The following is a 22,561-nucleotide window of genomic DNA, read 5'->3' as shown; positions in this document are numbered from 1 at the left end:
TATAGGCGTAGCTGCCCTAGGAACGGGAGCCACTAACAAGCTCGCGCCAATTCAGCTGTTGGCCCGCAACACCGGGGACGGAAACGGATAGCCACTCTCCAAGCCATCCACACCCCTCTCAGCTGGGCAGATTCCGCCAGCTATGACCTCTCACCACCTGTCTACTTATGGACATAGACCCGCGGGCAACTAAACGTTCTGTCTCATGACGGGCAACAGTACATTCAGAAACTAACCTGTCCCGGGCCTGGCCCCTTACCCCCAATCGGCACTAGCTAGAGGGCAGGCCCAGCTTGTCGAAGAACGCTCTATTGCGCTCTGTAGCCGCGTTGACGAGCCGGTCAAAGTTCATGACCTCGATGTAAGCCTTGTACGGTTCGTTGAAGCCGAAATAGCCGAGGCCGTCATGGGTCGGGCGCAGGCCCGCATACTTGCACCTGTCGATCATCGTCGGAGTAAGGTCTGCGACAATGTAGCAGAACGCAGGAGGCTGCGGTGTCTCAGGAATCGGACGTCCAGAAGCAGTCAGCACCCCACCAGCGCGCACACGCTTGACGTAGTCCAGACATTGCTGGATTGGGTCTTTGTCCTCCGAAGCGTCGTTGCGCATCGGCCGCTTGATTTCGATCACGACAATCGACGGCAGCGGAAGCTTCTCCCCCTCTGCCGCGAGTACCGGAGTGTCAACGAGCCGCGTCGCGATCACATCCGGTTCCTTCATCGAATCGGAACCGGTGATGGGCATGCTCTTGAGGGTCTTGTCGGAAGCCAGATAGTCGTGGAACGCAAGCCGCTCATCGATAATCCAGAGGTTTGAGGCGTCGGTTCCAATGTCGTTCGAGGTGGTCCGCATAGGGATGAGCAGCGAGTGGATGACGTCCTCTCTCCGGTATTTACCCTGCTCGTCGGACCTGATCAGTCGGGCGAGGATGTCGAGAATCGTACGCCGTCGAAACACGTACGCCGCCAAGTCTGACTGGTTAATCTCAGTGACCGTGTCGAGGTATTGGGTGAGGCGTTCTTCGTAGTTCTCCAGAGGTACGGAACCAACTTCAGCGAACACAACCTGGCCCTCGGCGATGGCGTTGGCTTCGAGTTTCTGAAGGTTTCGGTGGAGAAGAAGCTCGAGGTCCTGGTCCTTCATGGAAGGGTCGACTGTCACGCCCAGTGACTCGAGTCGAGTCAGCACTGGCCGATACCGCGGAGCGCGATTGCTCACGAAGTCGTTGACCCGAGCCGTGCCCTCTTCACGGGCGGCGCTGAGGGGAGCGGCGAGGATCCTCTCTACCTCTCCCAGCACCCCGGCGCGGATGTCATCCAGCGAAATGTCATCGATCAGAGAACCGCCCGGGATGCGCTCGCTCATGTCGAAGGCGGTGCGATCCGCTCGAACGTGCGCGTCGAGGTAATCGGAGGACAGGTAGCAGACGTACGTGAACTCGGCGGACGTCTCGTCCTTGAGCCGCCCGAAAAGCCCTGGAACCTTGCTCGTCAGATTCTCCTCGAGGACCACTCGGCTCGCCGCGCACCAGTACAGGCGAGGCGCAGGGTTTCGGGTGGAGGACTTGATGCACAGATTGACCATGTAGAACTTTTCGCCTTTGACTGCGATTGTGGTCGTCGGCATTTCGGAGTACACAAAGTCGTCCATCAGCTCCTTGAGCGAGACCGCTTCGTCATCATCAACGATCGTGACCTCCGGCGCACCGCCTGGCCGGAGGAAATACCAGATGCAGTGCTCAAATACTTCACGGGCGATGGCATCGACAGTCTTCGGTGCGCTCCTTTGGAACGCATCCTTGAATCCGACCAGGTGCACTTCCGTGCCGGTGCCCTCGAAGCTGTCCGGTTCCTCGACGTGCTCGACCTCCCGCTCTATGGAAAATCTGAACTGGCGTGCACGGAGGTTCCCAGCGCCGTCGTCGTAGGCGCTGCGGATTGAGACCCTGTCGAATGCCTTGAGCCAGAGCAGACGTCCGACGCCACGGCAACCGATCCCAGCCTTGTAGTCGCTGTCCAAGGTCTCGAATGAGGCCATGTTTTCCGGGGTGAAGCCGACTCCATTGTCCTCGATGCTGAAGCCGACGATCGGGTTCAGCGCCGCACGGCCGGGGCTTGCGAGGCCGAGGTCTAGCCCGTCCTGCGGATTGCGGTGGACCTTGACAGTCAGCCGCGCCTTCTCGACTTCGTCGCCGAAGCGGGCATCAAGGGCTTGGATGCCGTTGACGACGGCCTCCAAGAGAGGCAAGAGGGCATGACTCTTCGGCAATCTCGTGTTTCGGACTCGCCCCGCCAGTGACGTAGTTAGCGCCATGATTCACCCCTCGACAGTCGACACTGCAACCTTATCGGCAGGCACGGACATCTGATGCAGCAACGCACTGATGCTTTCCAGGCATCAGCGCCCAACTGACAGCAGGTCAACGACTGCCGTACAGATTCTCATTTAAGGACATGCCCCCGGGCAACCGGACAACATACGGCAGTGGGCGTCGCCGGCGGCCGCAACTTTTACCGGTAGGTTAGTAGATCGAAATAGGCTGTATCTGAATTCCAGGCGATCGGATGCAGCAACGTCCCCACAGAAGGGTTCAGCGCGCTGTACATCATCCCGCCACCGGTGTAGATGCCAACATGGCCCCAATTGTCCGGCCCCTGTGCGTTCTGGACAACCAAGTCCCCTGGCTGCGGATTGGTCGTCCGCACACCAACCCTCCATTGTTCGACCCTCGGGAGGTTGATTCCGGCTTGCCGGTAGATCCACTGGACAAAGCCGGAGCAGTCCCAGGCTTTGACGGCCGTCCCGCCCCACACATAGGACCCCCCGACACCGTCTTGGGTAAACCGCAGGATATCCTTGCGGGTCTGGCTCAGATCTGGCGACGCTGGTGTCCGCACTGAGACGGTCGGCATATCGACGCAAGGAGAAGGTGCTGTCCCGCCGTCGAGGGCATCAACGATGGCCGATGCTTCCGGCTCCCATCGCGCATACAGCTCGGGAAAGGCCGACACCTGAACAGCCTGGGCAGCCTGGCCTTTGCTCATGGATTGCCATCCAGGGATGTCCAGAAGCCCACGAGGGCTTCCCTGGTTGGGACCAGACGCTCCCCCATAGAAGGCCCGTACGTTGTAGATGGGATCCATCAGCTCTTCGACACTCCCCCAGCCGGCAGCCGGACGTTGCTGAGCCGTGCCAAGGGAGTCGTGATCGCTTCCAACACCGTCGTGCGGATAGTTGAGTGATCCGGGAACGTTCACGTTGGCCAGCACTCTGAGACTGGATTCCTGCAGAGCCATCATGATTGCGATGATCTGCCCCTCTCGCGGCACGCCCAACTGCTTGCCGACTGAAATGTAGTCCCCTGCGAGGCTCAATTGCCGGGCCGTCAGGTTGTCCGGCGCCTGGCTGCTATTGCCGATGTCCAAGGCACCACCCACGTCGGCGCCTCGCTGACCACTCAACCCTGCTGAAGAGCAGATCGAGCCGGTGCTCGTCGCATTGGCGCCGAGCACTGCAACGGCCGCACAGAGCGCAAAAGCACCCGCCAGGATCGCGGTCGTGGCCGCGGCCACCAGAGCCCGGAGGATGATCCGGCGCCGCGCCAGGACAGCCAGCATCGCCGGAGCGGGCATTAGTAGACGATCCTGTTCGGCGCAGCGTAGAAGCCGACCATGATGCAATGATCCGAAGGAGCACTGGCGGCTGGCGGACAGTTGACCATGACGGTGACTGGGGCCGTATACGTGTTGCGGGCAGAAACTGACTGATCTAAGACATGAAGAGAAACCGTGCACACGTGGAGACCCGCCCAGGGCGCCGGTCGCTCTCGCACCTTGGCAAGCTCACTGTCACACATCATGGATTCCACCCTTGCCGAACGGTACGCCTGCTGCCCGGCCAGATACTGATAGGTTCCGGCATTGATCCCAGTCGCTTCGAACTCCTGGACAAGCACGGCCAGAGGATTGGACCCGTCAGGGAGCACTTGCCACCAGTTGCGGAGGCCGGAGTACACCTCGGAGTACGAAGCCCCACGTGTGTCCCACGTATAGACAGCTGTCGCCGCCGCCGATGCCAGCTTGCGGAAGTCCGTTGTGCGCGGCGGGCCATACCTGTCGGGTCCTTCGACGGCGGGGGGAGCCGTCGTCAGCGCTTCTGACTGCGGCCCAGTGGAGGAGGCCACCGAACTCTGGGGAGTCGGCGCCGTCGACAGCGCTGGACCTGGCTCAGGTGCGGGCCCCGGGGTAGGCCGCGTCAAAGCGAACAATACGGTCGCCACACTCAAAACCACGAACGCTAGGAACAACCATCGCCGTTGGCTGCTCGAGCCAGGCAATGCAATTCTCCGGGTCAACGACATTCCAGCCTCCTCGCCAGTTCATTGCAGAATGAGCCGTTGAGGACATGACTTAGCGTGCAGGTCGCCTTGCACCCTGGAGAATCCGCCACGACGTTTGATACAGCCGCCGGGCGAACCCAATCTGCACGGCCACATAGCGCTCCGTGACTCCAAGCTCAGCGGCCAACGCCGCCAAAGCCCTGGCTCGGTCCGGCCCCCGCAAATCGGGACGAACGATGGTTGCCGCAGTTTGACCGAGGACCGGCGTGGGTAGGCATTCTGCCGCACGCTGGCAAACGTCCCCGATATTGCGGATCTCTTTCGGCTCAACCTCCAGTGCGTTTTGAACAGTCCTCGCCGTCTGGCGCACTACCGTCGCCGCATGCCATCGGCGGCGGTCCTGTGTCGAAGGCGGGCCGTACTGGCGTGGCCCGGTCAGACTGTCAACGGCGAGGTCCCAAACTTCCCCCGGCACGCTCGCTCGTGTCAGTTCGATAATCGTTCGCGCCCATTCCTGATCGATGATTTTCTCAGCACTTCGATCCACGCCGCCGATACCCAGAATCGCCAGAGCATCGAGCGATGCCGGTTCGTCCGCAGCCCCGGGCTCCATGAGCAACGGGAACGTCTGATGGCTCAGTTCCCTGCGGATGTGCGCGGCGCACACGTTGGCGCAAACTCCCTGGACCCAGGCCCCGAAGGGAACGCCTGGGAGTTGCCGATAATGGCCGCGGGTCACTCCATCCCACACTGCTACCCGGATGTCCTGCATAACGTCGTCCACGTCGCAGGCCCGGCCGATCCGGGACAGATGCGAAACGACATATCGGCGCACACCGTCAACGGCGACCATGATCTGATCCACCGGGACTGCCAGCACTGTCGGCGCTGGCGGCCTGCGCAAGGAAACATCGACGGTAACTGCACTTGGTTCGTCATGTTGGGCCTGATTTGCTCTGGCTTCGACTCGCACGGGTCTTCACCGCTTCGACTAAACGCTTCCAGTAGGACCGGTGACGGCACGCCCGACACCTCAAGAATGGCCGATAAACCACGGCCGACCACGAATGCAATAAGGCTATGCAAACTATTCTCAAGGATAATTAAAGTATCGTCAAGACGACGGGTCTTACTTTTCTTCGAACTGTAGATGAGAATGGTTCCATGCCAAGGATTACCCAGCCTCACGACGACGCCTGGTCAGCCGACGTCGAGGCCGCCGTCGCGACCTTTGGCAACCGTTCACGGAATGAGATCCTTCGCTACCTTTCGGCGCACGGGCCGGCCTCCCGTGGGGACATTGCGGCATCAGTCAGCGCCGGCGAACCTAGTGTGGCCAAGCACCTGCTGGCATTGGAGGAGTCCGGCGCCATCGTAGTCGATGTCGAACCAGGCCGTCGCCACGGCCGATCGCCGCGCTATTCAGCCAGCCCGGCAAGGATCAAGGAATTGCTGGCGGCTCATCATGAATATCTTCTGGAGGGCTAGCCGCCGCCTGCTCCCCGCCCGGGTGGCGCCCAATATCCTTGTTGAGATATTCAGATATGGCCTGCAAGGTCTCCGGTGATACGTCCCCAAGGGTTCGCGCGGCGAAGGTCTTCACACGGGCCGCACGCAGGGACTTGACGAACTCAAGCTGGGAATCAATGCGTTGGGGCAAGGCTGCATCATCGCCAGTCAGATAGGACGGGTCTACCTTGAAGATGTCACAGAGGCCAGCCAGCAAAACCGGATCGCTGACCAGGCGGCCAGTCCCTTCTTTCATGTAGAACCAGCGCGCGCGAGACAATTTGATGCCCCTCCGTGCAAGGTCCGCCTGCACTTCCCTAAACGTCACCGGTTTCCCGCGCTCTGCAACTACAACGTCGAGCAGCAGATTCAAACGACGGGCGAGCTGGGCCTGAGGCGACAGCCCCGCACCGTGCCCTGTCTCGTCAATCCGCATATCCGCCCCTTGATCAGCCACTTCAACACCGGCAGTCCAGTCAGGTACTGCCCCGCCCTACCGCCCAGTATTCCGCGAGTCATGCGCGTCGGCAATCAGGGTCCCCGAGCTTGGAAGATTCATGGGCAAAAACAAGCCCTTCCATCATGACCTCAGCAGCGGTAACCTGCTGCTGTAGACCCGTCTACAGCAACACGCTCCCTTCATTCCTTAGGTTCCGGTCTCCATGTCGAACATCCTGATGAACCGAACGCGAAGCCAAATTGTCCGCTTCTTACTCAAGAACGGTCCATCAACGTGCAGCGAAATCGGAGCCGGGCTAAAGGCATCGCCGTCGAGCATCCGCCGGCAGCTCAACCTCCTTGGCAACGCCGGTCTTGTCCAGCGAGCCTCCAGCCAGTTCGCGGTCTCTCCCGAGCAAGTGCACCGCCAGACCGACGCCTTTGCAGCCACCTTCCACTTCACGGTCATGCCGCCGGATGGCCCTGCTCCAATGAGCTAGGCAAGACTCAGCATCGAGTCCTGCCGCCAGCACAATCACGAAAGGATCGAAGAAGGCATGAAACTGGAATTCTTCGAACCGGCCGAGGCCGCCTCGGTCCTCAAGTGCTCAGAGGCATGGCTTCGTGACGGGGCCGCCAAGGGCGAGTTCCCGCATTCCGTCTGGGGCAAGGGAAAGATCGTCTTCACGTCTGTCCACTTGAAGGAGATTGCCCAGCTGCGTGAAGTTCGGTCAACGAGTACATCCCCAGCCTCCGTCCGGATGATTGGGACCCGGGCCCAGGCACGCCAGAAATACTCCTAGCTTTGGCGAGTGCCGCAGCTAGCCACGCCAGACAACGGCAGACCGCTCAACGGCATCCGCGGCATCTTGAAGTGCCTGCGGCATCAAGTGGCCGTACACCTGCTCCGTCGTACGCGTGGACGCATGCCCCAGGCGCCTAGACACCGTGAATAGGGAAACGCCGTCCTGGATTAGCCAGGACGCGTGGGTATGGCGCAGATCGTGAATCCGGGGCGACTTGGTCAGCCCGCGCGCTTGCGCCGCTTTCACTGCCGGAACCCAGTAGTGATGCCAATACAGCTTATGGATGATCCGTTCACCCTTTGGCGTCGTAAACAAGAGCTCCGAGCCGGGACGGCTGGCAACCAGGGGAATGAGGACCTCCACCAAGTGCGGATTCAGGGAGACCGTCCTCTTGCCGGCGCCCGTCTTGGTCGCACCGATGTAGTACTCGGAATCAGCGCCACGTTTCCACGCCTTATTGATCCGCATTGTTGCGGGCTTGGACATCAGGTCCACGTCAGCCACGGTCACGGCAGTTGCCTCGCCAAAGCGGGTTCCGGTCATGACCAGGAACTCGGTGAAAGCCCTGTACCGCTCCCCCATGCATTCAAGGATCATCCCAAATTCGGCGTGCGTCAGGAACCGAGCCTCATCCTCTGCCTTTTCGCCCGACGGGAGCTGAACATGTCGGCAAGGATTGTCCTTCCGATAGCGCAGCATGACGGCCGTCTCCATGGCCGCGAAGATCAGGCCATGGTTGTTCTTGATGGTCTTCGGAGACCTGCCCTTCTTCTGCATCGTCTTGATCCAGTAGGTCAGGTGCCGGTAGTCCAGCTTGTCCACGGGAATGTGGCCGATGACGTCCGCGATGTGCAGCTTCAACATCGTCTGGTACGTGTGGACCGTCCCGACGGACGGGCGCACCAGAAGGTCGATGTGTTCCTGGATCACCGCCGCCACAGTGGGTGATTTGGTCTGGTTCTTGACCATCGCATGCTGGGCGATTTCGAAGGACTGGTTGTTCGCGTCGAGGAGGCGCTTCAGCGTCTGGGCTTCGGCCGACGTAGCTAGGGTAATCCCCTCTTGCTTTCGCGTCTCGGGATTCCGCCAGCGGACCGTAAAGGACGTCGATCCATCCGATTTTTTTCGTTCCCAAACGCTGGCCATGCCCAAAATTCTAGGCTTCGTGTGCACAAAAAACGAGCTTTTGTGCACACTCCGGGGTCCAAAACCCCGCTGACCTGCGGAAACACTGTGCCCGAGGTGGGACTCGAACCCACACACCTTTCGATACCGCATTTTGAGTGCGGCGCGTCTGCCAATTCCGCCACTCGGGCGCGGAGTACACGGAGTAACAATCTTAGGCTCACAGCTGAGTTGTGAGCAACGCGATCGCTTCCAGTGCGCGAAATTACTCTACATGCAGATAGGCTGAATTCCAGAATCGCGCCAGTGAAGCCGCAACGAACCCAAGCAGTTCCAAGTACAACAGCGGGCACAACTAAGATGGACTAGTTCCCGCCGTACCTTTCAAGGAGTTCCCGTGTCAGAACAGACGGAGTCAAACCCCAACACCCAGCCGGCCCGCCGCGTGATTGTCGCCGAGGACGAGACCCTTATCCGCCTGGACATCATCGAAATCCTCCGGGGCGAAGGCTATGACGTCATCGGCGAAGCGGACAACGGCGAGAAGGCCGTCCAGCTGGCCGAGGAACTCAAGCCTGACCTCGTCCTGATGGATGTCAAGATGCCGGTCATGGACGGCATCTCAGCAGCCGAAAAGATCGTCAAGGCCCGCATTGCCCCCGTGGTGCTCCTCACGGCCTTCAGCCAGAAGGAGCTCGTTGAGCGTGCCCGCGACGCCGGCGCCATGGCCTACGTGGTCAAGCCGTTCACGCCCGCGGACCTGATCCCCGCCCTCGAAATCGCGCTCTCCCGCCACGAAGAGATCAAGGCCCTCGAAAACGAGGTCTCCGACCTCCAGGAGCAGTTCGCCACCCGCAAGCTCGTGGAGCGCGCCAAGAGCCTGCTCACCACCAAGATGGGCCTCACCGAGCCCGAGGCCTTCCGCTGGATCCAGAAGACCTCCATGGACCGCCGCCTCAGCATGCGCGAGGTTGCCGAAACCATCATCAACCAAGTCAACTAACAGCTGCACCCCCGGCAGGCGACGTACGACGACGGCCTGCCGGGCACTTGCCAGCCGGCACCACCCGCCGGTCCACAAAACAAACCGGTCCGCAGAAAAAAAGGGAGGATCCCCGCCAACCGGCGGGGATCCTCCCTTTTGCACTGCGTGCGGCTCGCGCCGCACGCAGTGGACGTATTAGGCCTTCTTCTTCTTTTCCGGCCAGGGTCCGAGCTTTTCCTTGTTGCTGGCAGCGTCGCCCACGAACGTGGTGTCAGCGAGGTCGCCCACCTTGTGCACCTTCAGCGAGTTGGTCGAACCGGCCTTTCCGGGAGGGGAACCGGCAGCGATGACCACGAGGTCGCCGTCTTCCACCAGATCCAGTTCCAGCAGGCTGCGGTCCACCTGGGCGGTCATTTCGTCGGTGTGGTCCACCATGGGAACCAGGACCGGCTGGATGCCCCAGGTGAGTGCAAGCTGGTTCCAGACGTGCTCCACCGGCGTAAACGCGAAGACAGGCTTGACCGGGCGCAGGCGGGACAGGCGGCGTGCCGAGTCACCGGACTGGGTGAACGCACAGATGTACTTGGCGTCCAGCTGGTCGGCGATCTCGACGGCGGCACGGGTGATGGCACCGCCACGGGTCTTCGGCTTGGTGCCCAGCGGGGGTACGCGCTCCAGGCCGTGGACCTCGGTGGATTCGATGATCCGGGCCATGACCTTGACGGTCTCGATCGGGTACTTGCCCACGCTGGTCTCGCCGGACAGCATGACTGCATCGGCGCCGTCGAGCACTGCGTTGGCGCAGTCCGACGCCTCCGCACGGGTGGGGCGCGGGTTGTCGATCATGGACTCGAGCACCTGAGTGGCGACGATGACCGGCTTGGCCCAGCGGCGGGCCAGTTCGATGGCCCGCTTCTGGACGATCGGCACCTCTTCGAGGGGCAGTTCCACGCCGAGGTCGCCACGGGCCACCATGATGGCGTCGAAGGCGTCGATGATCTCGTGCAGCTGCTCAACGGCCTGCGGCTTCTCGATCTTGGCGATCACCGGCACGCGGCGTCCCTCTGCGTCCATGATCTCGTGGACGCGCTTGATGTCCGTGGCATCACGGACGAAGGACAGGGCAACCATGTCCACGCCGCGGCGCATGGCCCAGCGCAGATCGTCCTCGTCCTTTTCGCTCAGCGCGGGAACGTTGACGGCAACACCGGGCAGGTTGATGCCCTTGTTGTTCGAGACCATGCCGCCGACAGTCACCTGGGCGACCACCTTCACGTCGTCGACCTCGAGGGCCCGCAGGGCCACCTTGCCGTCGTCGATCAGCAGCGCATCGCCGACGTTGACGTCATCGGTCAGGCTCTTCAGCGTGGTGGAGCAGATGTCCTTGGTGCCCGGAACGTCTTCTGTGGTGATGGTGAAGATGTCGCCGACGGCCAGCTCGTGCGGGCCGTCAACAAAGCGGCCAAGACGGATCTTGGGACCCTGGAGGTCCGCCATGATGGCGACGGGCTTGCCGAGCTGCTTCGACGCCCTGCGGACGTTCTCGTACGTCACGTCGTGCACGGAGTAGTCGCCGTGGCTCATGTTCATGCGGGCAACATCCACGCCGGCTTCAACAACTGCGAGGGTGTTCTCGAAGCTGGAAATAGCCGGTCCGAACGTTGCCACGATCTTTGCGCGTCTCATATACCTACCCTATTGGTCTGTTTCTGGATTGGAGTTATACCGCAGGTGAACTTCCGTGGTCCCCCGTTTGTGACTGCTGAGCGTATGACTAGAGAACGGCGATGGCCCGGTCGGTTGGGGCAACCGGGGCAGGCAGGATCGTCGTCCCCATCAGGAATTTGTCAACGGCTGCAGCGCAGGCGCGGCCCTCGGCGATGGCCCACACGATGAGCGACTGCCCGCGGCCGGCGTCACCGGCAACGAACACACCCTCGGTGTTGGTCATGTAGTAGCCGTCGCGGGCCACGTTGCCGCGGCCGTCGAATTCAGCGTGGACCTGCTCGGTGATGCCGGCAGGCTCCGCGCCGGTGAAGCCCAGGGACAGGAACACCAGGTCCGCGGGAATGATCCGCTCGGTGCCTGCCTTCGGGAGACGCTTGCCGTCCACGAACTCGGTCTCGGCAACCTTCACGCCCGTGAGCTTGCCGTTTTCGCCAACGAATTCCACCGTGGAGGCGAGGTACGTACGCTCACCGCCCTCTTCGTGCGCACTCGCCACTTCGAAGAGCGTGGGGAACGTGGGCCACGGCTGGTTCGGCGTGCGCTCCACGGACGGCTGCTTGCCGATCGCCAGGGTGGTCACCGAGGCGGCCCCGTGGCGGTGTGCGGTGCCGAGGCAGTCAGCGCCCGTGTCGCCGCCGCCCAAGATCACCACGTGCTTGCCCTTGGCGTGGATCTGGTTCTCCACCTGCTCCCCCGCAACCACGCGGTTGGCCGGCACGAGGTAGTCCATGGCGTAGTGCACGCCTTCGAGCTCGCGGCCCGGGATCGGCAGGTTCCGCGGCACGGTGGCGCCGGTGGCAACCACCACGGCGTCGTACCGGCGGCGGAGCTGCTCCCAGGTCACGTCGGTGCCCACGGCAACGCCGGTCCGGAAGCGCGTGCCTTCGGCCTTCATCTGCTCAAGGCGCCGGTCAACCTGTTCCTTCTCCATCTTGAAGTCGGGAATGCCGTAACGCAGGAGCCCGCCGATCTTGTCGTCGCGCTCGTACACGGCAACGGTGTGGCCCACACGGGTCAGCTGCTGGGCCACGGCCAGGCCGGCGGGGCCGGAGCCCACCACTGCCACGGTCTTGCCCGTCAGGCGGGTAGGCGGCAGCGGGTTGACCCAGCCGTTGTCGAACGCCTCGTCAATGATGGAGACCTCAACCTGCTTGATGGTCACCGCAGGCTGGTTGATCCCCAGCACGCAGGACGCCTCGCAGGGAGCCGGGCACAGCCGGCCGGTCCATTCGGGGAAGTTGTTGGTGGCATGCAGCCGCTCAATCGCTTCCTCGCCCTTGTCCCGCCACACGAGGTCGTTCCACTCGGGAATCAGGTTCCCCAGCGGGCAGCCCTGGTGGCAGAACGGCACGCCGCAATCCATGCAGCGGCCGGCCTGGCTCTTCAGGACACCCTTTTCCTGAGCCTCGTACACTTCCTTCCAGTCCATAATGCGGACGGGAACGGGACGGCGCGGCTGGGTTTCACGCTGACGTACTTTCAGAAATCCGCGTGGATCAGCCACCGGTCACCTCCAGGATTCGAGACCATACTTCTTCGCCATCGGGGTCCAGGCCCTCTTCGATCGCGTCAAGGCGGGTCTGCAATACGGCCGCGTAGTCGCGCGGCAGGACTTTGGTAATGCGGGCTGCGGTGTCGTCGAAGTTTTCGAGCAGCCGCTGCGCGTGCAGCGATTCGGTTTCCTCGACGTGCTTGACCAGGAGGCCGTGCACAATGTCTCGGTCCTCGGCATCCAGTTCGCGCAGCTGCAGTTCGCCGGATTCCAGCGCCTGCTTGTTGACACGGGTGGTCCGCAGATCCAGCACGTAGGCCGTTCCGCCTGACATGCCCGCACCGAAGTTACGGCCGGTGCGGCCGATGATCAGCGTCTGGCCGCCGGTCATGTACTCACAGCCGTGGTCGCCGATCCCCTCGACAACCGCCGTGGCGCCGGAGTTCCGGACCAGGAAGCGTTCGCCCACCTGGCCGCGCAGGAACATCTCGCCGCTGGTGGCACCGTAGCCGATCACGTTGCCGGCAATCACGTTGCTCTCGGCCTGGAACACGTTGGTACGGTCCGGGCGGACGATGATGCGGCCGCCGGAGAGGCCCTTGCCCACGTAGTCGTTCGAGTCGCCGAACATCCGCAGCGTGATGCCGGCGGGCAGGAAGGCGCCCAGCGACTGGCCCGCGGTACCGGTCAGCGTGATGTCGATCGTGTCCGTCGCCAGCACATCGGTACCGAACGTCTTGGTCACGGTGTGGCCCAGCATGGTGCCAACGGAACGGTCCGTGTTGATGACGTCCACGGCGATCTTCACCGGGCTGCGGTCGGTCAGCGCCTCGGCGGCCATGGTGATGAGCCGCTGGTCGAAGTGCTTGTCCAGCTCATGGTTCTGGCCGGTCAGGTTGCGCAGCGGGGCGTCGTCATCGAACTCGAGCCCGTGCAGGATCGGGTCCAGATCCAGCCCTTCGGCCTTCCAGTGGTTGATCGCTTCACGGGTGTCCAGCATTTCGGCGTGGCCGATTGCCTCTTCGATGCTGCGGAAGCCGAGCTCCGACAGGATCTCTCGGACCTCTTCAGCCAGGAACTCGAAGAAGTTGACCACGAACTCCGGCTTGCCGCTGAAGCGGGCCCGCAGTTCGGGGTTCTGCGTGGCAACGCCCACCGGGCAGGTGTCCAGGTGGCAGACGCGCATCATGATGCAGCCTTCCACCACCAGCGGTGCCGTGGCGAAGCCGAATTCCTCGCCGCCGAGTAGCGCTGCGATTACGACGTCGCGGCCGGTCTTGAGCTGGCCGTCCACCTGCACCACCACGCGGTCGCGCAGGCCGTTAAGCATCAGGGTCTGCTGGGTCTCTGCGAGCCCCAGCTCCCACGGAACACCGGCGTGCTTGAGCGAGTTCAGCGGCGAGGCGCCGGTACCGCCGTCGTGGCCGGAAACCAGTACGACGTCGGCCTTCGCCTTGGTGACACCGGCGGCAACTGTGCCGATTCCCACCTCGGAAACGAGCTTGACATGCACCCGGGCCGACGGATTGGCGCGCTTGGCGTCGTAGATCAACTGGGCGAGGTCTTCGATCGAGTAGATGTCGTGGTGCGGGGGCGGGGAAATGAGTCCGACGCCGGGGGTCGAGTGGCGCGTCCGGGCAACCCAGGGGTACACCTTCTGCGCCATCAGCTGGCCGCCTTCGCCGGGCTTGGCGCCCTGCGCCATCTTGATCTGGATGTCGTCTGCGTTGGTCAGGTACAGGCTGGTCACGCCGAAGCGGCCGGAGGCAATCTGCTTGACGGCCGAGCGGCGCTCCGGATCCAGCAGGCGGTCCACGTCCTCGCCGCCTTCACCGGTGTTGGACTTGCCGCCCAGCCGGTTCATGGCGATCGCGAGGGTCTCGTGGGCTTCCTTCGAGATGGACCCGTAGCTCATGGCACCGGTGGAGAAGCGCTTGACGATGCTGGAGACGGGCTCCACTTCCTCAAGCGGCACGGCGGGACGGGCGTCGGTCTTGAACTTCAGCAGGCCGCGGAGGGTCATGAGGTTCTCGGACTGGTCGTCCACGCCCCGGGTGTAGGACTTGAAGATGTCGTAACGGCGTTCACGCGTGGCGTGCTGCAGCCGGAAAACCGTCTCCGGGTTGAACAGGTGCGGTTCGCCGTCGCGGCGCCACTGGTACTCGCCGCCGCCGAGCAGCGGGCGGTGCGGCTGCTCGATGCCGCCCTCCGGGTACGCCATCTGGTGCCGGGCCGAAACCTCAGCGGCAATGACGTCGAGCCCGACGCCGCCGAGCTGGGAGTGCGTGCCGGCGAAGAATTCGTCCACCAGCTCCTGGCCGAGGCCAAGCGCTTCGAACGTCTGGGCACCGGTGTAAGAGGCCACCGTGGAGATGCCCATCTTGGACATGATCTTCAGGACACCCTTGCCGAGGCCCTTGATCAGGTTGTAGACGCCGTCCTGCGGCGTCACCCCGACAACATCTCCGCTGCTGATGAGCTGTTCCACGGATTCCATGGCCAGGTACGGGTTGACGGCGGAGGCGCCGTAGCCGATCAGGACTGCCACGTGGTGCGTCTCGCGGACGTCGCCGGCTTCGACCACCAGGGCGGTCTTGGTCCGGTTGGCGCTGCGCAGTAGGTGGTGGTGCACGGCGCTGACAAGCAGCAGCGACGGAATGGGCGCCCACTGGGCGTTCGAGTCGCGGTCCGAGAGCACCACGTACTGCACGCCGCGGTTGATGGCGCCGGAGACCTGCTCGCAGATTTCCGTCAGGCGGGCGCGCAGCGCGTTTTCGCCGCCTTCGGGGCGGTACAGGCCGCGGACCTTCATGGCGACCCTGTCGCCGTCGGGGCTTTCGATGTTCGCGATCTTGGCGAGCTGGTCGTTGTTGATCACCGGGAACGGCAGCGAAACCTGCGGCTGCCGGACCTGCTTGGTATCCAGCAGGTTGCCGTTCGGGCCGATGGCACACGTCAGCGACGTGACCAGCTCTTCGCGGATGGCGTCCAGCGGCGGGTTGGTGACCTGGGCGAAGGACTGCACGAAGTAGTCAAACAGGAGCCGGGGGCGCTTGGACAGCACGGCCACGGGAGTATCCGAACCCATGGCGCCGAGGGGCTCGGCACCGGTGCGGGCCATCGGGCCCAGCAGGATCTTCAGTTCCTCGGTGGTGTAGCCGAAGGTCCGCTGGCGGATGTTCACAGACGCGGCCGTGTGCACCACGTGCTCGCGTTCCGGCAGCTCGTTGAGGTCGATCAGGTTGTCCTTGACCCACTCCGCCCACGGGTTGGCGGCGGCGACTTCGGCCTTGACCTCTTCATCATCGATGATGCGGCCGGCCTCAGTGTCCACCAGGAACATCTTGCCCGGGGAGACACGGCCCTTCTTGACCACCTTGGAAGGTTCGACGTCGATGACGCCCACCTCGGAGGCGAACACCACCAGGCCGTCTTCGGTGATCCAGTAGCGTCCGGGGCGCAGGCCGTTGCGGTCAAGCGTTGCGCCCACCAGGCTGCCGTCGGTGAATGAAACGGCGGCGGGACCGTCCCACGGCTCCATCAGGAGGGAGTGGTATTCGTAGAACGCCTTGCGGGCAGGATCCATCGTGGCGTGGTTTTCCCAGGCCTCCGGGATCATCATCATTATCGAGTGCGTGATGGGGCGTCCGGAGAGCCAGAGCAGCTCGGCCACTTCATCGAACGATGCCGAGTCGGAGGCACCCGGGGTGCAGATGGGGTACAGCTCCTCGGGGGAATCCCCCAGCAGCGGGTTGGCCAGCTGCGACTGGCGCGCACGCATCCAGTTCCGGTTGCCCTTGACGGTGTTGATTTCACCGTTGTGGGCAATGGTGCGGAACGGCTGGGCCAGCGGCCAGGACGGGAACGTGTTGGTGGAGAAGCGCGAGTGCACGATCGCGAGCTTGGTCTTGAAGCGCTTGTCCGAGAGGTCCGGGTAGAACGGCTCCAGCTGGGCGGTGGTGAGCATGCCCTTGTAGACGATGGTCCGCGAGGACAGCGACGGGAAGTACACGCCGAACTTGTTCTGGGCACGCTTGCGGATACGCCAGGCACGGGAGTCGAGTTCGTTGCGCTCCAGCACTTCCCCGGTGCTGGAGGCAAAGAACGGCTGGGAGAAGTACGGCATGCACGCCCGGGCCATGGCACCGACGAGGTCTGCCACGATCGGAACTTCGCGCCAGCCCAGGACGGTGAGTCCCTCATCGGCGGCGAGGCTTTCGATGCCTGCCTTGGCGGCATCGGCTTCACGCTGCTCGGCGGGCAGGAATGCCGTACCGGCGACGTACTGTCCGGGTGCCGGAAGCTCAAACTCGGTGACGGCGCGGAAGAACTCGTCCGGGATCTGCATCAGCAGCCCGGCGCCGTCGCCCGTTCCCTCATCGGCACCTACGGCACCGCGGTGCTCGAGGTTGCGCAGTGCGGTCAGGGCGGCGTCGACAATGTCATAGCCGGGCTCCCCGCGGAGCGTGGCGATGATGGCGAGGCCGCAGGCGTCCTTCTCCTGCTCCGGGTTGTAGAGCCCACCGGCCTCCGGCAGCGCCGCGAACCGCTTGAACGGCGACATGGCAGGTGCAGGCTGGTTCGGTTCGGACCAACTGGGGCTGTGAAGAGTTTGGGTCATGGGAGACGTCCTTCCTCCTGATCGAGCGTATGGAAGGGACAACGTTGGCCCCACTCGCGGTGCCTGTGTGATGGGCACAACAAAGTGTTACTTACTGGAAATTGTAGGTCAGCCCGGCCTGCTGAACTAACAGTTACGCAGGCCCTGACCTGGGCTTGACCCGGCGGCAGCTCTGTGCTGACGGGAGGGGGCCCTGGTGCCACGACGCTGTGGGAACGGGCGCTGCGGGCGGTAGCCCTGCTGCCCGGTTTGCCGGCCCTGACTACTTGGTGCGGTCAGTGTCCGGCGCGGATCCGGAGTCCTGGTGAAGGGGGTTTTCAGCTGCCGGCCCGCCCTTGGCGGGCGTGGTGCCGGCAGTTGATTCCCTCACCGCTTCAGTTGGGGCGGAAGTGTGCCCCGGACCGCTTTGGTTATCAGGGAGATTACCACGGGACCCACTATCTGAGACACTCTTGTCCGAATGCCGGATGCTTTTGCCGTCCGCCGGAACGGCTGCCAGTTCGGCATCTTCCGCCTTGTGGTCCTCGGCGTCGCCGTCCTTATCGGACGGAACGTGACCGGCAAGGTACGGGGTGTCCGGCTCATCGCGCTTGCGAAGACCCAGCACGATGAACACGATCAGGGCCGCCAGGAAGACGAAGATGCTGGTCCAGACGTTGAGGCGGGTGGTGATGCCGAACAGGTTGATCTGTTCGGCATCGTCGATGCGCATGGCCTCGATCCAGACGCGGCCGAGCGTGTAGTACATGGCGTACAGCCAGAACAGCCGTCCGCGCCGGAAGTTGAACTTCCGGTCGAGTGCAAGCAGGATCACGACGCCGACGATGTTCCAGAGGGATTCATAGAGGAACGTCGGGTGGAAGAGGGTGTCAGCCGGCATTCCGGCCGGGAAGTTCGCGTTGTCGGCGTCGATCTGCAGGCCCCAGGGAAGTGTGGTGGGCCCGCCGAAGAGTTCCTGGTTGAAGTAGTTGCCCCAGCGGCCGACAGCCTGGGCCAGCAGCAGACCTGGTGCGGCGGCGTCCAGGAACGCGGTCAGCTTGACCCCCGCCCGGCGGCAGCCGATCCAGGCGCCGACAGCACCGAGCAGCACGGCGCCCCAGATGCCCAGTCCGCCGCGCTGGATCTGCGGAATTAGGGAAAGGTCACCCGTGCCGTCGAAGCCGGGGCCGAAGTACGCATCCGGGGAAGAGAACACGTGGTAAAGCCGGCCGCCGATGATGCCGAACGGGATGGCCCAGATGGCGATGTCCCACAGGCTGCCCTCCGGTGTGCCGCGCTTGTTCCAGCGGACCGAGGTCAGCCACAGGCCAACCACGATTCCGGCGAGGATGCACAGCGCGTACGCGTGGATGCGCAGCGACCCCCACGGCAGCGGGATATCGAACCCGGACCAGTCCGGGCTCGGAATGCTGGCGGGGACCATGGCCGCCACGTGGAGGACAGTCTGCATTTTTAGGCTTCTTCCCTGGACAGGCCGGTGCTGAGGTCTTTGGTCAGGGCGGCGACAGCGTCCACGCCGCCGTCGCGGATGGCGGCGACGAGCGCCGTGCCCACGATCACGCCGTCAGCGTAGGCCGCGATCTCGCGGACCTGGCCGGCATTGGACACTCCGAGGCCGACGCACACGCGTTCCGCCCCGGCCGCGTGCGCTGCGGCGACGACGCCTTCGGCGGCACTGCTGACGGATGTTCGGGCCCCGGTGACGCCCATGATGGACACGGCATAGACGAAGCCGCGGCTGGCATCAACCGTGCGCTTCATGCGTTCCGGCGAGGACGACGGGGCCACAAGGAAAACCCGGTCCAGTCCGTACTTGTCCGAGGCAGCCATCCACTCGGAGGCTTCGTCGGGAATCAGGTCCGGGGTGATGAGCCCGGCTCCCCCGGCTTCGGCCAGCTGGCGCGAGAATTCGTCCACGCCCATCCGGACCACCGGGTTCCAGTAAGTCATCACCAAAACGGCGGCGTCGGTCTTGCTGGTGATGCCGCGGACCACGTCGAAGACCTGCCGGACGTGGAACCCGTTGGCCAGCGCCTCGGTGGTGGCAGCCTGGATGACCTGGCCGTCCATGACCGGGTCGGAGTAAGGGATTCCGATTTCGATCAGGTCGGCGCCGTTTTCGGCCAGCGCGATGCCTGCCGCAATGGTCTGTTCCACGTCGGGGTAGCCGGCCGGCAGGTAGCCGATGAGGGCCGCCCGCCCTTCAGCGCGCGCCTTGTCGATGGCGGCTGCCGATTTGCTGGTGCTGGTGATGTCCTGAACGCCGGTCACAGCTGTTCCCCCTCTTTGCCGATTTCGGCCTCAACGGAATCCTTGTCCAACAGGTCGAACCATTCAGCGGCCGTGGCCACGTCCTTGTCGCCGCGGCCGGAGAGGTTGACGACGACGATCTTGCTGTCCGCGGGCTGCCCTTCAGCCTCCGCTTCGGCCGCGAGGCGCTGGCCCACCTTGATGGCGCCGGCCAGGGCGTGGGCGGATTCAATGGCGGGGATGATGCCTTCGGTCCGGCACAGGAGCCGGAAGGCGTCCATGGCTTCGGCGTCGGTAATGGGTTCGTAGCTGACGCGGCCGATGTCCGCCAGGTAGGCGTGTTCGGGGCCGACGCCGGGGTAGTCCAGGCCTGCGGAGATGGAGTGCGACTCGATGGTCTGGCCGTCGTCGTCCTGCATCAGGTAGGAACGCGCGCCGTGCAGCACGCCGGGCTTGCCCAGCGTGATGGTGGCGGCGTGGCGTCCGGTATCCACGCCGTCGCCGCCGGCCTCGAAGCCGAAGATCCTGACCGAGGGGTCGTCCAGGAATCCGTGGAAGATGCCGATCGCGTTGGAGCCGCCGCCGATGCAGGCGCAGACCGCGTCAGGGAGCCGGCCGGCCTGTTCCAGGATCTGGGCGCGGGCTTCCTCGCCGATCACCTCGTGGAAATACCGCACCATCGCCGGGAACGGGTGGGCTCCGGCGGCCGTGCCGAGCAGGTAATGGGTGTGGTCGACGTTGGCAACCCAGTCACGGAGTGCCTCGTTGATGGCATCCTTGAGGGTCTGGGATCCGCTGGTCACCGGGATGACTGTGGCACCCAGGAGCTCCATGCGGGCCACGTTCAGTGCCTGGCGGCGGCAGTCCTCGGCGCCCATGTACACCACGCACTCAAGGCCCAGCAGGGCGGCCGCAGTTGCGCTGGCCACGCCGTGCTGGCCGGCTCCGGTCTCGGCAATCACGCGGGTCTTGCCCATGCGCTTGGCGAGCAGGGCCTGGCCCAGGACGTTGTTGATCTTGTGCGAACCGGTGTGGTTCAGGTCCTCGCGCTTGAGGAAGACGCGGACGCCGCCGGCGTGCCCGGCGAAGCGCTTGGCCTCGGTGAGCAGGGACGGGCGGCCGGAGTAGTTCTTGTTCAGGTCCTTGATCTGGGCGACGAACTCCGGGTCGGCCTTGGCCTTCTCGAAGGTGTCTTCCAGCTCGTCCAGGGCCGCGATAAGGGATTCGGGCATCCAGCGCCCGCCGTAGGAGCCGAAGTACGGGCCCGGCGCGTGGCGCAGGGACCGGTCTCCTTGCAGAAATGCGTCCGCGGTGCCCTCATCAGAGCCGGTTGTTGGCGCGTCGACCATCGGTCTCACCATCCTGTTCCACTGTTCATAAGAAAATTCGGATGGCGCCCGGCGTCAGCGGTCTGCCGCCGGGCGCCCCGGTCGTCAGACCCGTGCTGCGATGGCTTCTGCCCCGGCAGCGGTAAATTCGGCAATCCGCTCTCGCGGGGTTGCATCGCTCACCAGCGCTTCGCCCACCAGCACGGCGTTGGCGCCGTTCGCGGCGTAGTGCCGGACGTCGTCCGCGCCGCGGACTCCGGATTCGGCAACAATGACCGCTTCCGGAGGGATGCCGCCGGCGAGGGAGGCAAACACGGAACGGTCGACGTCGAGCGTCTTGAGGTTGCGGACATTGACGCCGATGATCCGGGCGTCAGCCGCGACGGCGCGTTCGATCTCCTCCGCCGTGTGCGTCTCCACCAGCGCGTTCATGCCCAGTTCACGGGTGAGCTGGCTGAAGTCGCGCAGCTCAGAGTCGCTCAGCGACGCGACGATCAGAAGCACCAGGTCCGCGCCGTGCGCACGCGCTTCCCAGATCTGGTACTCGTCCACCGTGAAGTCCTTGCGGAGCAGCGGCACATCAACGGCTTTCCGGACGGCGTCCAGGTCGGCGAGGGACCCGCTGAACCGGCGTTGTTCGGTGAGGACGCTGATGACGGAAGCGCCGCCGTCGGCGTACTGGACTGCCAGCTCGGCAGGATCCGCGATGCTCGCCAGATCGCCCTTGGAGGGGCTGCGCCGCTTGATTTCGGCAATGACCTTCAGCTGGTTCCGCGGCGAGGCGTTCCCGCCGAGGGCAGCCCAGGCATCGCGCGCGGGCGCGGCCGCTGCGGCGCGGTCCTTCAGTTCGGCGAGGGACACCAGGCGCCGGCGGGCCTCCATGTCCTCCCGTGCACCGGCATTGATGTCATCGAGAACAGTCACTGCTAGTGGCCGGAGTTCTTCAGCTTGCTGCCGTCCACGCCGTAGCCGGCCTTGCGCATGATCCAGCCGAGCAGCAGGCCGATCACCATGACTGCGGCGCCGGCAATGAAGATGGGGGTGCTGGCGATGACAAAGGCGATGGACGCAATGAGGGCGCCCACCAGCATGACGATCACGCACGTCCACGCTGCCGGGCTGTTGCCGTGGCCGAGGTCTGCACTGTGGTCGACGCCGGTGTTGACGTTCCGGGCAGCAGCGGATTTGGATGCGGAAACAGTGGCTTTGCTCATGGAAATCTCCTCAGGATGAATACTGGTTACATTCTGCCATTTTTTGGCGGTGCCTTGGACATCGGCGGGCCGGCCTAGGTGGGGTCGTCGCCCCGGGACAGCCTGTCCCAGCTGTCGATCTCATCCGCGGGGCCCTCCGGGGCGCCGGCCGTGCCAGCCGTCGCGGCGTCATATTTAGTGCGCGTCTTCCAGTGGCGTCCGGCCGGAATGATCAGCAAGGCTCCGAGTCCCAGCAGGACACCGGCGACGACGGCGAGTGCCGGGAAGGCGGAAACGCTCACCTGGACGCTGCTTCCGGTGATGCCGGTGGCGGCCGCGATGGACCCCTGGGCGGCGGCCAGCGGATCCGTCATCACCGTCACCGCGGCGGTCACGATGCCAACGGACGCCAGGACAATGATCGCCGTAATGATCCAGCGCGCGATCCGCCCCGCGATCGAGGCGGCCAGGCCGCCTGCCAACGCGACGAGTGCCAGCGCGGTGACGGTGGTCGCCGCCTTGCTCCCCTGCACCGGCAGGCCGTCCTGGCTGTTGACTGCCTGGCCCAGCTGGGCCGGATCCAGATGCACGGTCAGCCATGTCTGGGTGGTGGTGCCGAAGACCGCCAGGGCCATCGCCGCAATGACCAGGACCAGCGTCGACTTCCGCGCCCACACCGGAGCACCCGTCCGGCTGGCCGCCTGCGTGCCCGTTTTGTCCTCGGTGACGCCGTCTTCCATGACACC

At 64.0% G+C, this 22,561-nt stretch carries 18 protein-coding genes and 1 tRNA gene; 4 read left to right on the top strand and 15 right to left on the bottom strand.

All coding sequences use genetic code 11. The annotated features are described in order from the left end of the window. Nucleotides 1-271: 271 nt before the first annotated feature. The 3 genes from Q8Z05_RS16320 to Q8Z05_RS16310 form a co-directional block, all read right to left on the bottom strand. Entirely contained in the window at nucleotides 272-2,239 is a 1,968-nt protein-coding gene (locus tag Q8Z05_RS16320) for an ATP-binding protein (RefSeq protein ID WP_305940625.1), read from the bottom strand. 272 nt (nucleotides 2,240-2,511) lie between these two features. Continuing rightward, entirely contained in the window at nucleotides 2,512-3,633 is a 1,122-nt protein-coding gene (locus tag Q8Z05_RS16315) for a C40 family peptidase (protein ID WP_305940624.1), read from the bottom strand. 777 nt (nucleotides 3,634-4,410) lie between these two features. Further along, nucleotides 4,411-5,193, bottom strand: coding sequence for an RNA polymerase sigma factor (locus tag Q8Z05_RS16310; protein WP_305940623.1), 783 nt, complete (start codon nucleotides 5,191-5,193; stop codon nucleotides 4,411-4,413). 311 nt (nucleotides 5,194-5,504) lie between these two features. On the opposite strand from Q8Z05_RS16310, the gene Q8Z05_RS16305 reads away from it, so the two are divergent. Continuing rightward, entirely contained in the window at nucleotides 5,505-5,828 is a 324-nt protein-coding gene (locus Q8Z05_RS16305) for an ArsR/SmtB family transcription factor (RefSeq protein WP_305940622.1), read from the top strand. On the opposite strand, the gene Q8Z05_RS16300 is transcribed toward Q8Z05_RS16305, so the two are convergent. Next, a complete protein-coding gene (locus Q8Z05_RS16300) occupies nucleotides 5,782-6,285 on the bottom strand; it encodes a hypothetical protein (RefSeq protein ID WP_305940621.1) in 504 nt (167 codons plus the stop codon). The two genes, Q8Z05_RS16305 and Q8Z05_RS16300, sit on opposite strands and share 47 nt — an antisense overlap. A 226-nt stretch (nucleotides 6,286-6,511) precedes the next feature. On the opposite strand from Q8Z05_RS16300, the gene Q8Z05_RS16295 reads away from it, so the two are divergent. Beyond that, nucleotides 6,512-6,787 (top strand): winged helix-turn-helix domain-containing protein, encoded by a 276-nt coding sequence (locus Q8Z05_RS16295; RefSeq protein ID WP_305940620.1) that lies wholly within the window; start codon nucleotides 6,512-6,514, stop codon nucleotides 6,785-6,787. 57 nt (nucleotides 6,788-6,844) lie between these two features. After that, nucleotides 6,845-7,090, top strand: a complete 246-nt coding sequence (locus Q8Z05_RS16290) for a hypothetical protein (RefSeq protein WP_305940619.1) — start codon at nucleotides 6,845-6,847, stop codon at nucleotides 7,088-7,090. 18 nt (nucleotides 7,091-7,108) lie between these two features. Here Q8Z05_RS16290 and Q8Z05_RS16285 read toward each other — a convergent pair whose 3' ends face one another. Further along, entirely contained in the window at nucleotides 7,109-8,239 is a 1,131-nt protein-coding gene (locus Q8Z05_RS16285) for a tyrosine-type recombinase/integrase (protein WP_305940618.1), read from the bottom strand. Nucleotides 8,240-8,327: 88 nt separating this feature from the next. Further along, a tRNA-Leu gene (locus tag Q8Z05_RS16280) sits at nucleotides 8,328-8,409 on the bottom strand. Nucleotides 8,410-8,615: 206 nt separating this feature from the next. Between Q8Z05_RS16280 and Q8Z05_RS16275 the strand changes: the two genes are divergently transcribed. Then, nucleotides 8,616-9,221 (top strand): ANTAR domain-containing response regulator, encoded by a 606-nt coding sequence (locus tag Q8Z05_RS16275; protein WP_011691554.1) that lies wholly within the window; start codon nucleotides 8,616-8,618, stop codon nucleotides 9,219-9,221. 177 nt (nucleotides 9,222-9,398) lie between these two features. Here Q8Z05_RS16275 and pyk read toward each other — a convergent pair whose 3' ends face one another. From pyk to Q8Z05_RS16230, 9 genes are all read right to left on the bottom strand, one after another. Then, nucleotides 9,399-10,889 (bottom strand): pyruvate kinase, encoded by a 1,491-nt coding sequence (pyk, locus tag Q8Z05_RS16270; RefSeq protein ID WP_305940617.1) that lies wholly within the window; start codon nucleotides 10,887-10,889, stop codon nucleotides 9,399-9,401. 88 nt (nucleotides 10,890-10,977) lie between these two features. Further along, a complete protein-coding gene (locus Q8Z05_RS16265; RefSeq protein ID WP_305940616.1) occupies nucleotides 10,978-12,435 on the bottom strand; it encodes a glutamate synthase subunit beta in 1,458 nt (485 codons plus the stop codon). Further along, the gene (gene gltB / locus Q8Z05_RS16260; protein ID WP_305940615.1) at nucleotides 12,428-17,044 is read right to left on the bottom strand and encodes a glutamate synthase large subunit; all 4,617 of its coding nucleotides are present in this window, start codon (nucleotides 17,042-17,044) and stop codon (nucleotides 12,428-12,430) included. The genes Q8Z05_RS16265 and gltB overlap by 8 nt, the downstream gene beginning before the upstream one ends. 262 nt (nucleotides 17,045-17,306) lie before the next feature. Further along, nucleotides 17,307-18,494: a prolipoprotein diacylglyceryl transferase gene (gene lgt, locus Q8Z05_RS16255; protein WP_305940614.1), complete on the bottom strand. Its 1,188-nt coding sequence runs from the start codon at nucleotides 18,492-18,494 to the stop codon at nucleotides 17,307-17,309. A 2-nt stretch (nucleotides 18,495-18,496) separates the two neighbouring features. Continuing rightward, nucleotides 18,497-19,315 carry a tryptophan synthase subunit alpha gene (gene trpA, locus Q8Z05_RS16250; protein ID WP_305940613.1) on the bottom strand — a complete coding sequence of 273 codons (819 nt, stop codon included), beginning with the start codon at nucleotides 19,313-19,315 and terminating at the stop codon, nucleotides 18,497-18,499. Then, nucleotides 19,312-20,643: a tryptophan synthase subunit beta gene (trpB, locus tag Q8Z05_RS16245; protein ID WP_305940612.1), complete on the bottom strand. Its 1,332-nt coding sequence runs from the start codon at nucleotides 20,641-20,643 to the stop codon at nucleotides 19,312-19,314. The genes trpA and trpB overlap by 4 nt, the downstream gene beginning before the upstream one ends. Nucleotides 20,644-20,727: 84 nt before the next feature. Next, nucleotides 20,728-21,546 (bottom strand): indole-3-glycerol phosphate synthase TrpC, encoded by an 819-nt coding sequence (gene trpC / locus Q8Z05_RS16240; RefSeq protein ID WP_305940611.1) that lies wholly within the window; start codon nucleotides 21,544-21,546, stop codon nucleotides 20,728-20,730. A 2-nt stretch (nucleotides 21,547-21,548) separates the two neighbouring features. Then, on the bottom strand, nucleotides 21,549-21,836 hold the full coding sequence (locus Q8Z05_RS16235) for an HGxxPAAW family protein (RefSeq protein ID WP_305940610.1): 288 nt from the start codon (nucleotides 21,834-21,836) through the stop codon (nucleotides 21,549-21,551). 74 nt (nucleotides 21,837-21,910) lie between these two features. Continuing rightward, nucleotides 21,911-22,555 (bottom strand): Trp biosynthesis-associated membrane protein, encoded by a 645-nt coding sequence (locus Q8Z05_RS16230; RefSeq protein WP_305943599.1) that lies wholly within the window; start codon nucleotides 22,553-22,555, stop codon nucleotides 21,911-21,913. Nucleotides 22,556-22,561: the final 6 nt, after the last annotated feature.

The sequence above is a fragment of the Arthrobacter oryzae genome (assembly GCF_030718995.1).
Lineage (GTDB): Bacteria > Actinomycetota > Actinomycetes > Actinomycetales > Micrococcaceae > Arthrobacter > Arthrobacter oryzae_C.
Note: the sequence above shows the minus strand (reverse complement) of the source record. Positions and strands in the feature narration are given on the sequence as shown.

Coding starts and splice junctions, on each gene's coding strand:
- Q8Z05_RS16310 (WP_305940623.1), bottom strand. CDS start 5,193: ATGGTCGCCGTTGACGGTGTGCGCCGATATGTCGTTTCGCATCTGTCC.
- Q8Z05_RS16285 (WP_305940618.1), bottom strand. CDS start 8,239: ATGGCCAGCGTTTGGGAACGAAAAAAATCGGATGGATCGACGTCCTTT.
- Q8Z05_RS16295 (WP_305940620.1), top strand. CDS start 6,512: ATGTCGAACATCCTGATGAACCGAACGCGAAGCCAAATTGTCCGCTTC.
- Q8Z05_RS16305 (WP_305940622.1), top strand. CDS start 5,505: ATGCCAAGGATTACCCAGCCTCACGACGACGCCTGGTCAGCCGACGTC.
- Q8Z05_RS16300 (WP_305940621.1), bottom strand. CDS start 6,285: ATGCGGATTGACGAGACAGGGCACGGTGCGGGGCTGTCGCCTCAGGCC.
- pyk (WP_305940617.1), bottom strand. CDS start 10,889: ATGAGACGCGCAAAGATCGTGGCAACGTTCGGACCGGCTATTTCCAGC.
- Q8Z05_RS16230 (WP_305943599.1), bottom strand. CDS start 22,555: ATGGAAGACGGCGTCACCGAGGACAAAACGGGCACGCAGGCGGCCAGC.
- trpB (WP_305940612.1), bottom strand. CDS start 20,643: ATGGTCGACGCGCCAACAACCGGCTCTGATGAGGGCACCGCGGACGCA.
- gltB (WP_305940615.1), bottom strand. CDS start 17,044: ATGACCCAAACTCTTCACAGCCCCAGTTGGTCCGAACCGAACCAGCCT.
- Q8Z05_RS16315 (WP_305940624.1), bottom strand. CDS start 3,633: ATGCCCGCTCCGGCGATGCTGGCTGTCCTGGCGCGGCGCCGGATCATC.
- Q8Z05_RS16290 (WP_305940619.1), top strand. CDS start 6,845: ATGAAACTGGAATTCTTCGAACCGGCCGAGGCCGCCTCGGTCCTCAAG.
- lgt (WP_305940614.1), bottom strand. CDS start 18,494: ATGCAGACTGTCCTCCACGTGGCGGCCATGGTCCCCGCCAGCATTCCG.
- Q8Z05_RS16235 (WP_305940610.1), bottom strand. CDS start 21,836: ATGAGCAAAGCCACTGTTTCCGCATCCAAATCCGCTGCTGCCCGGAAC.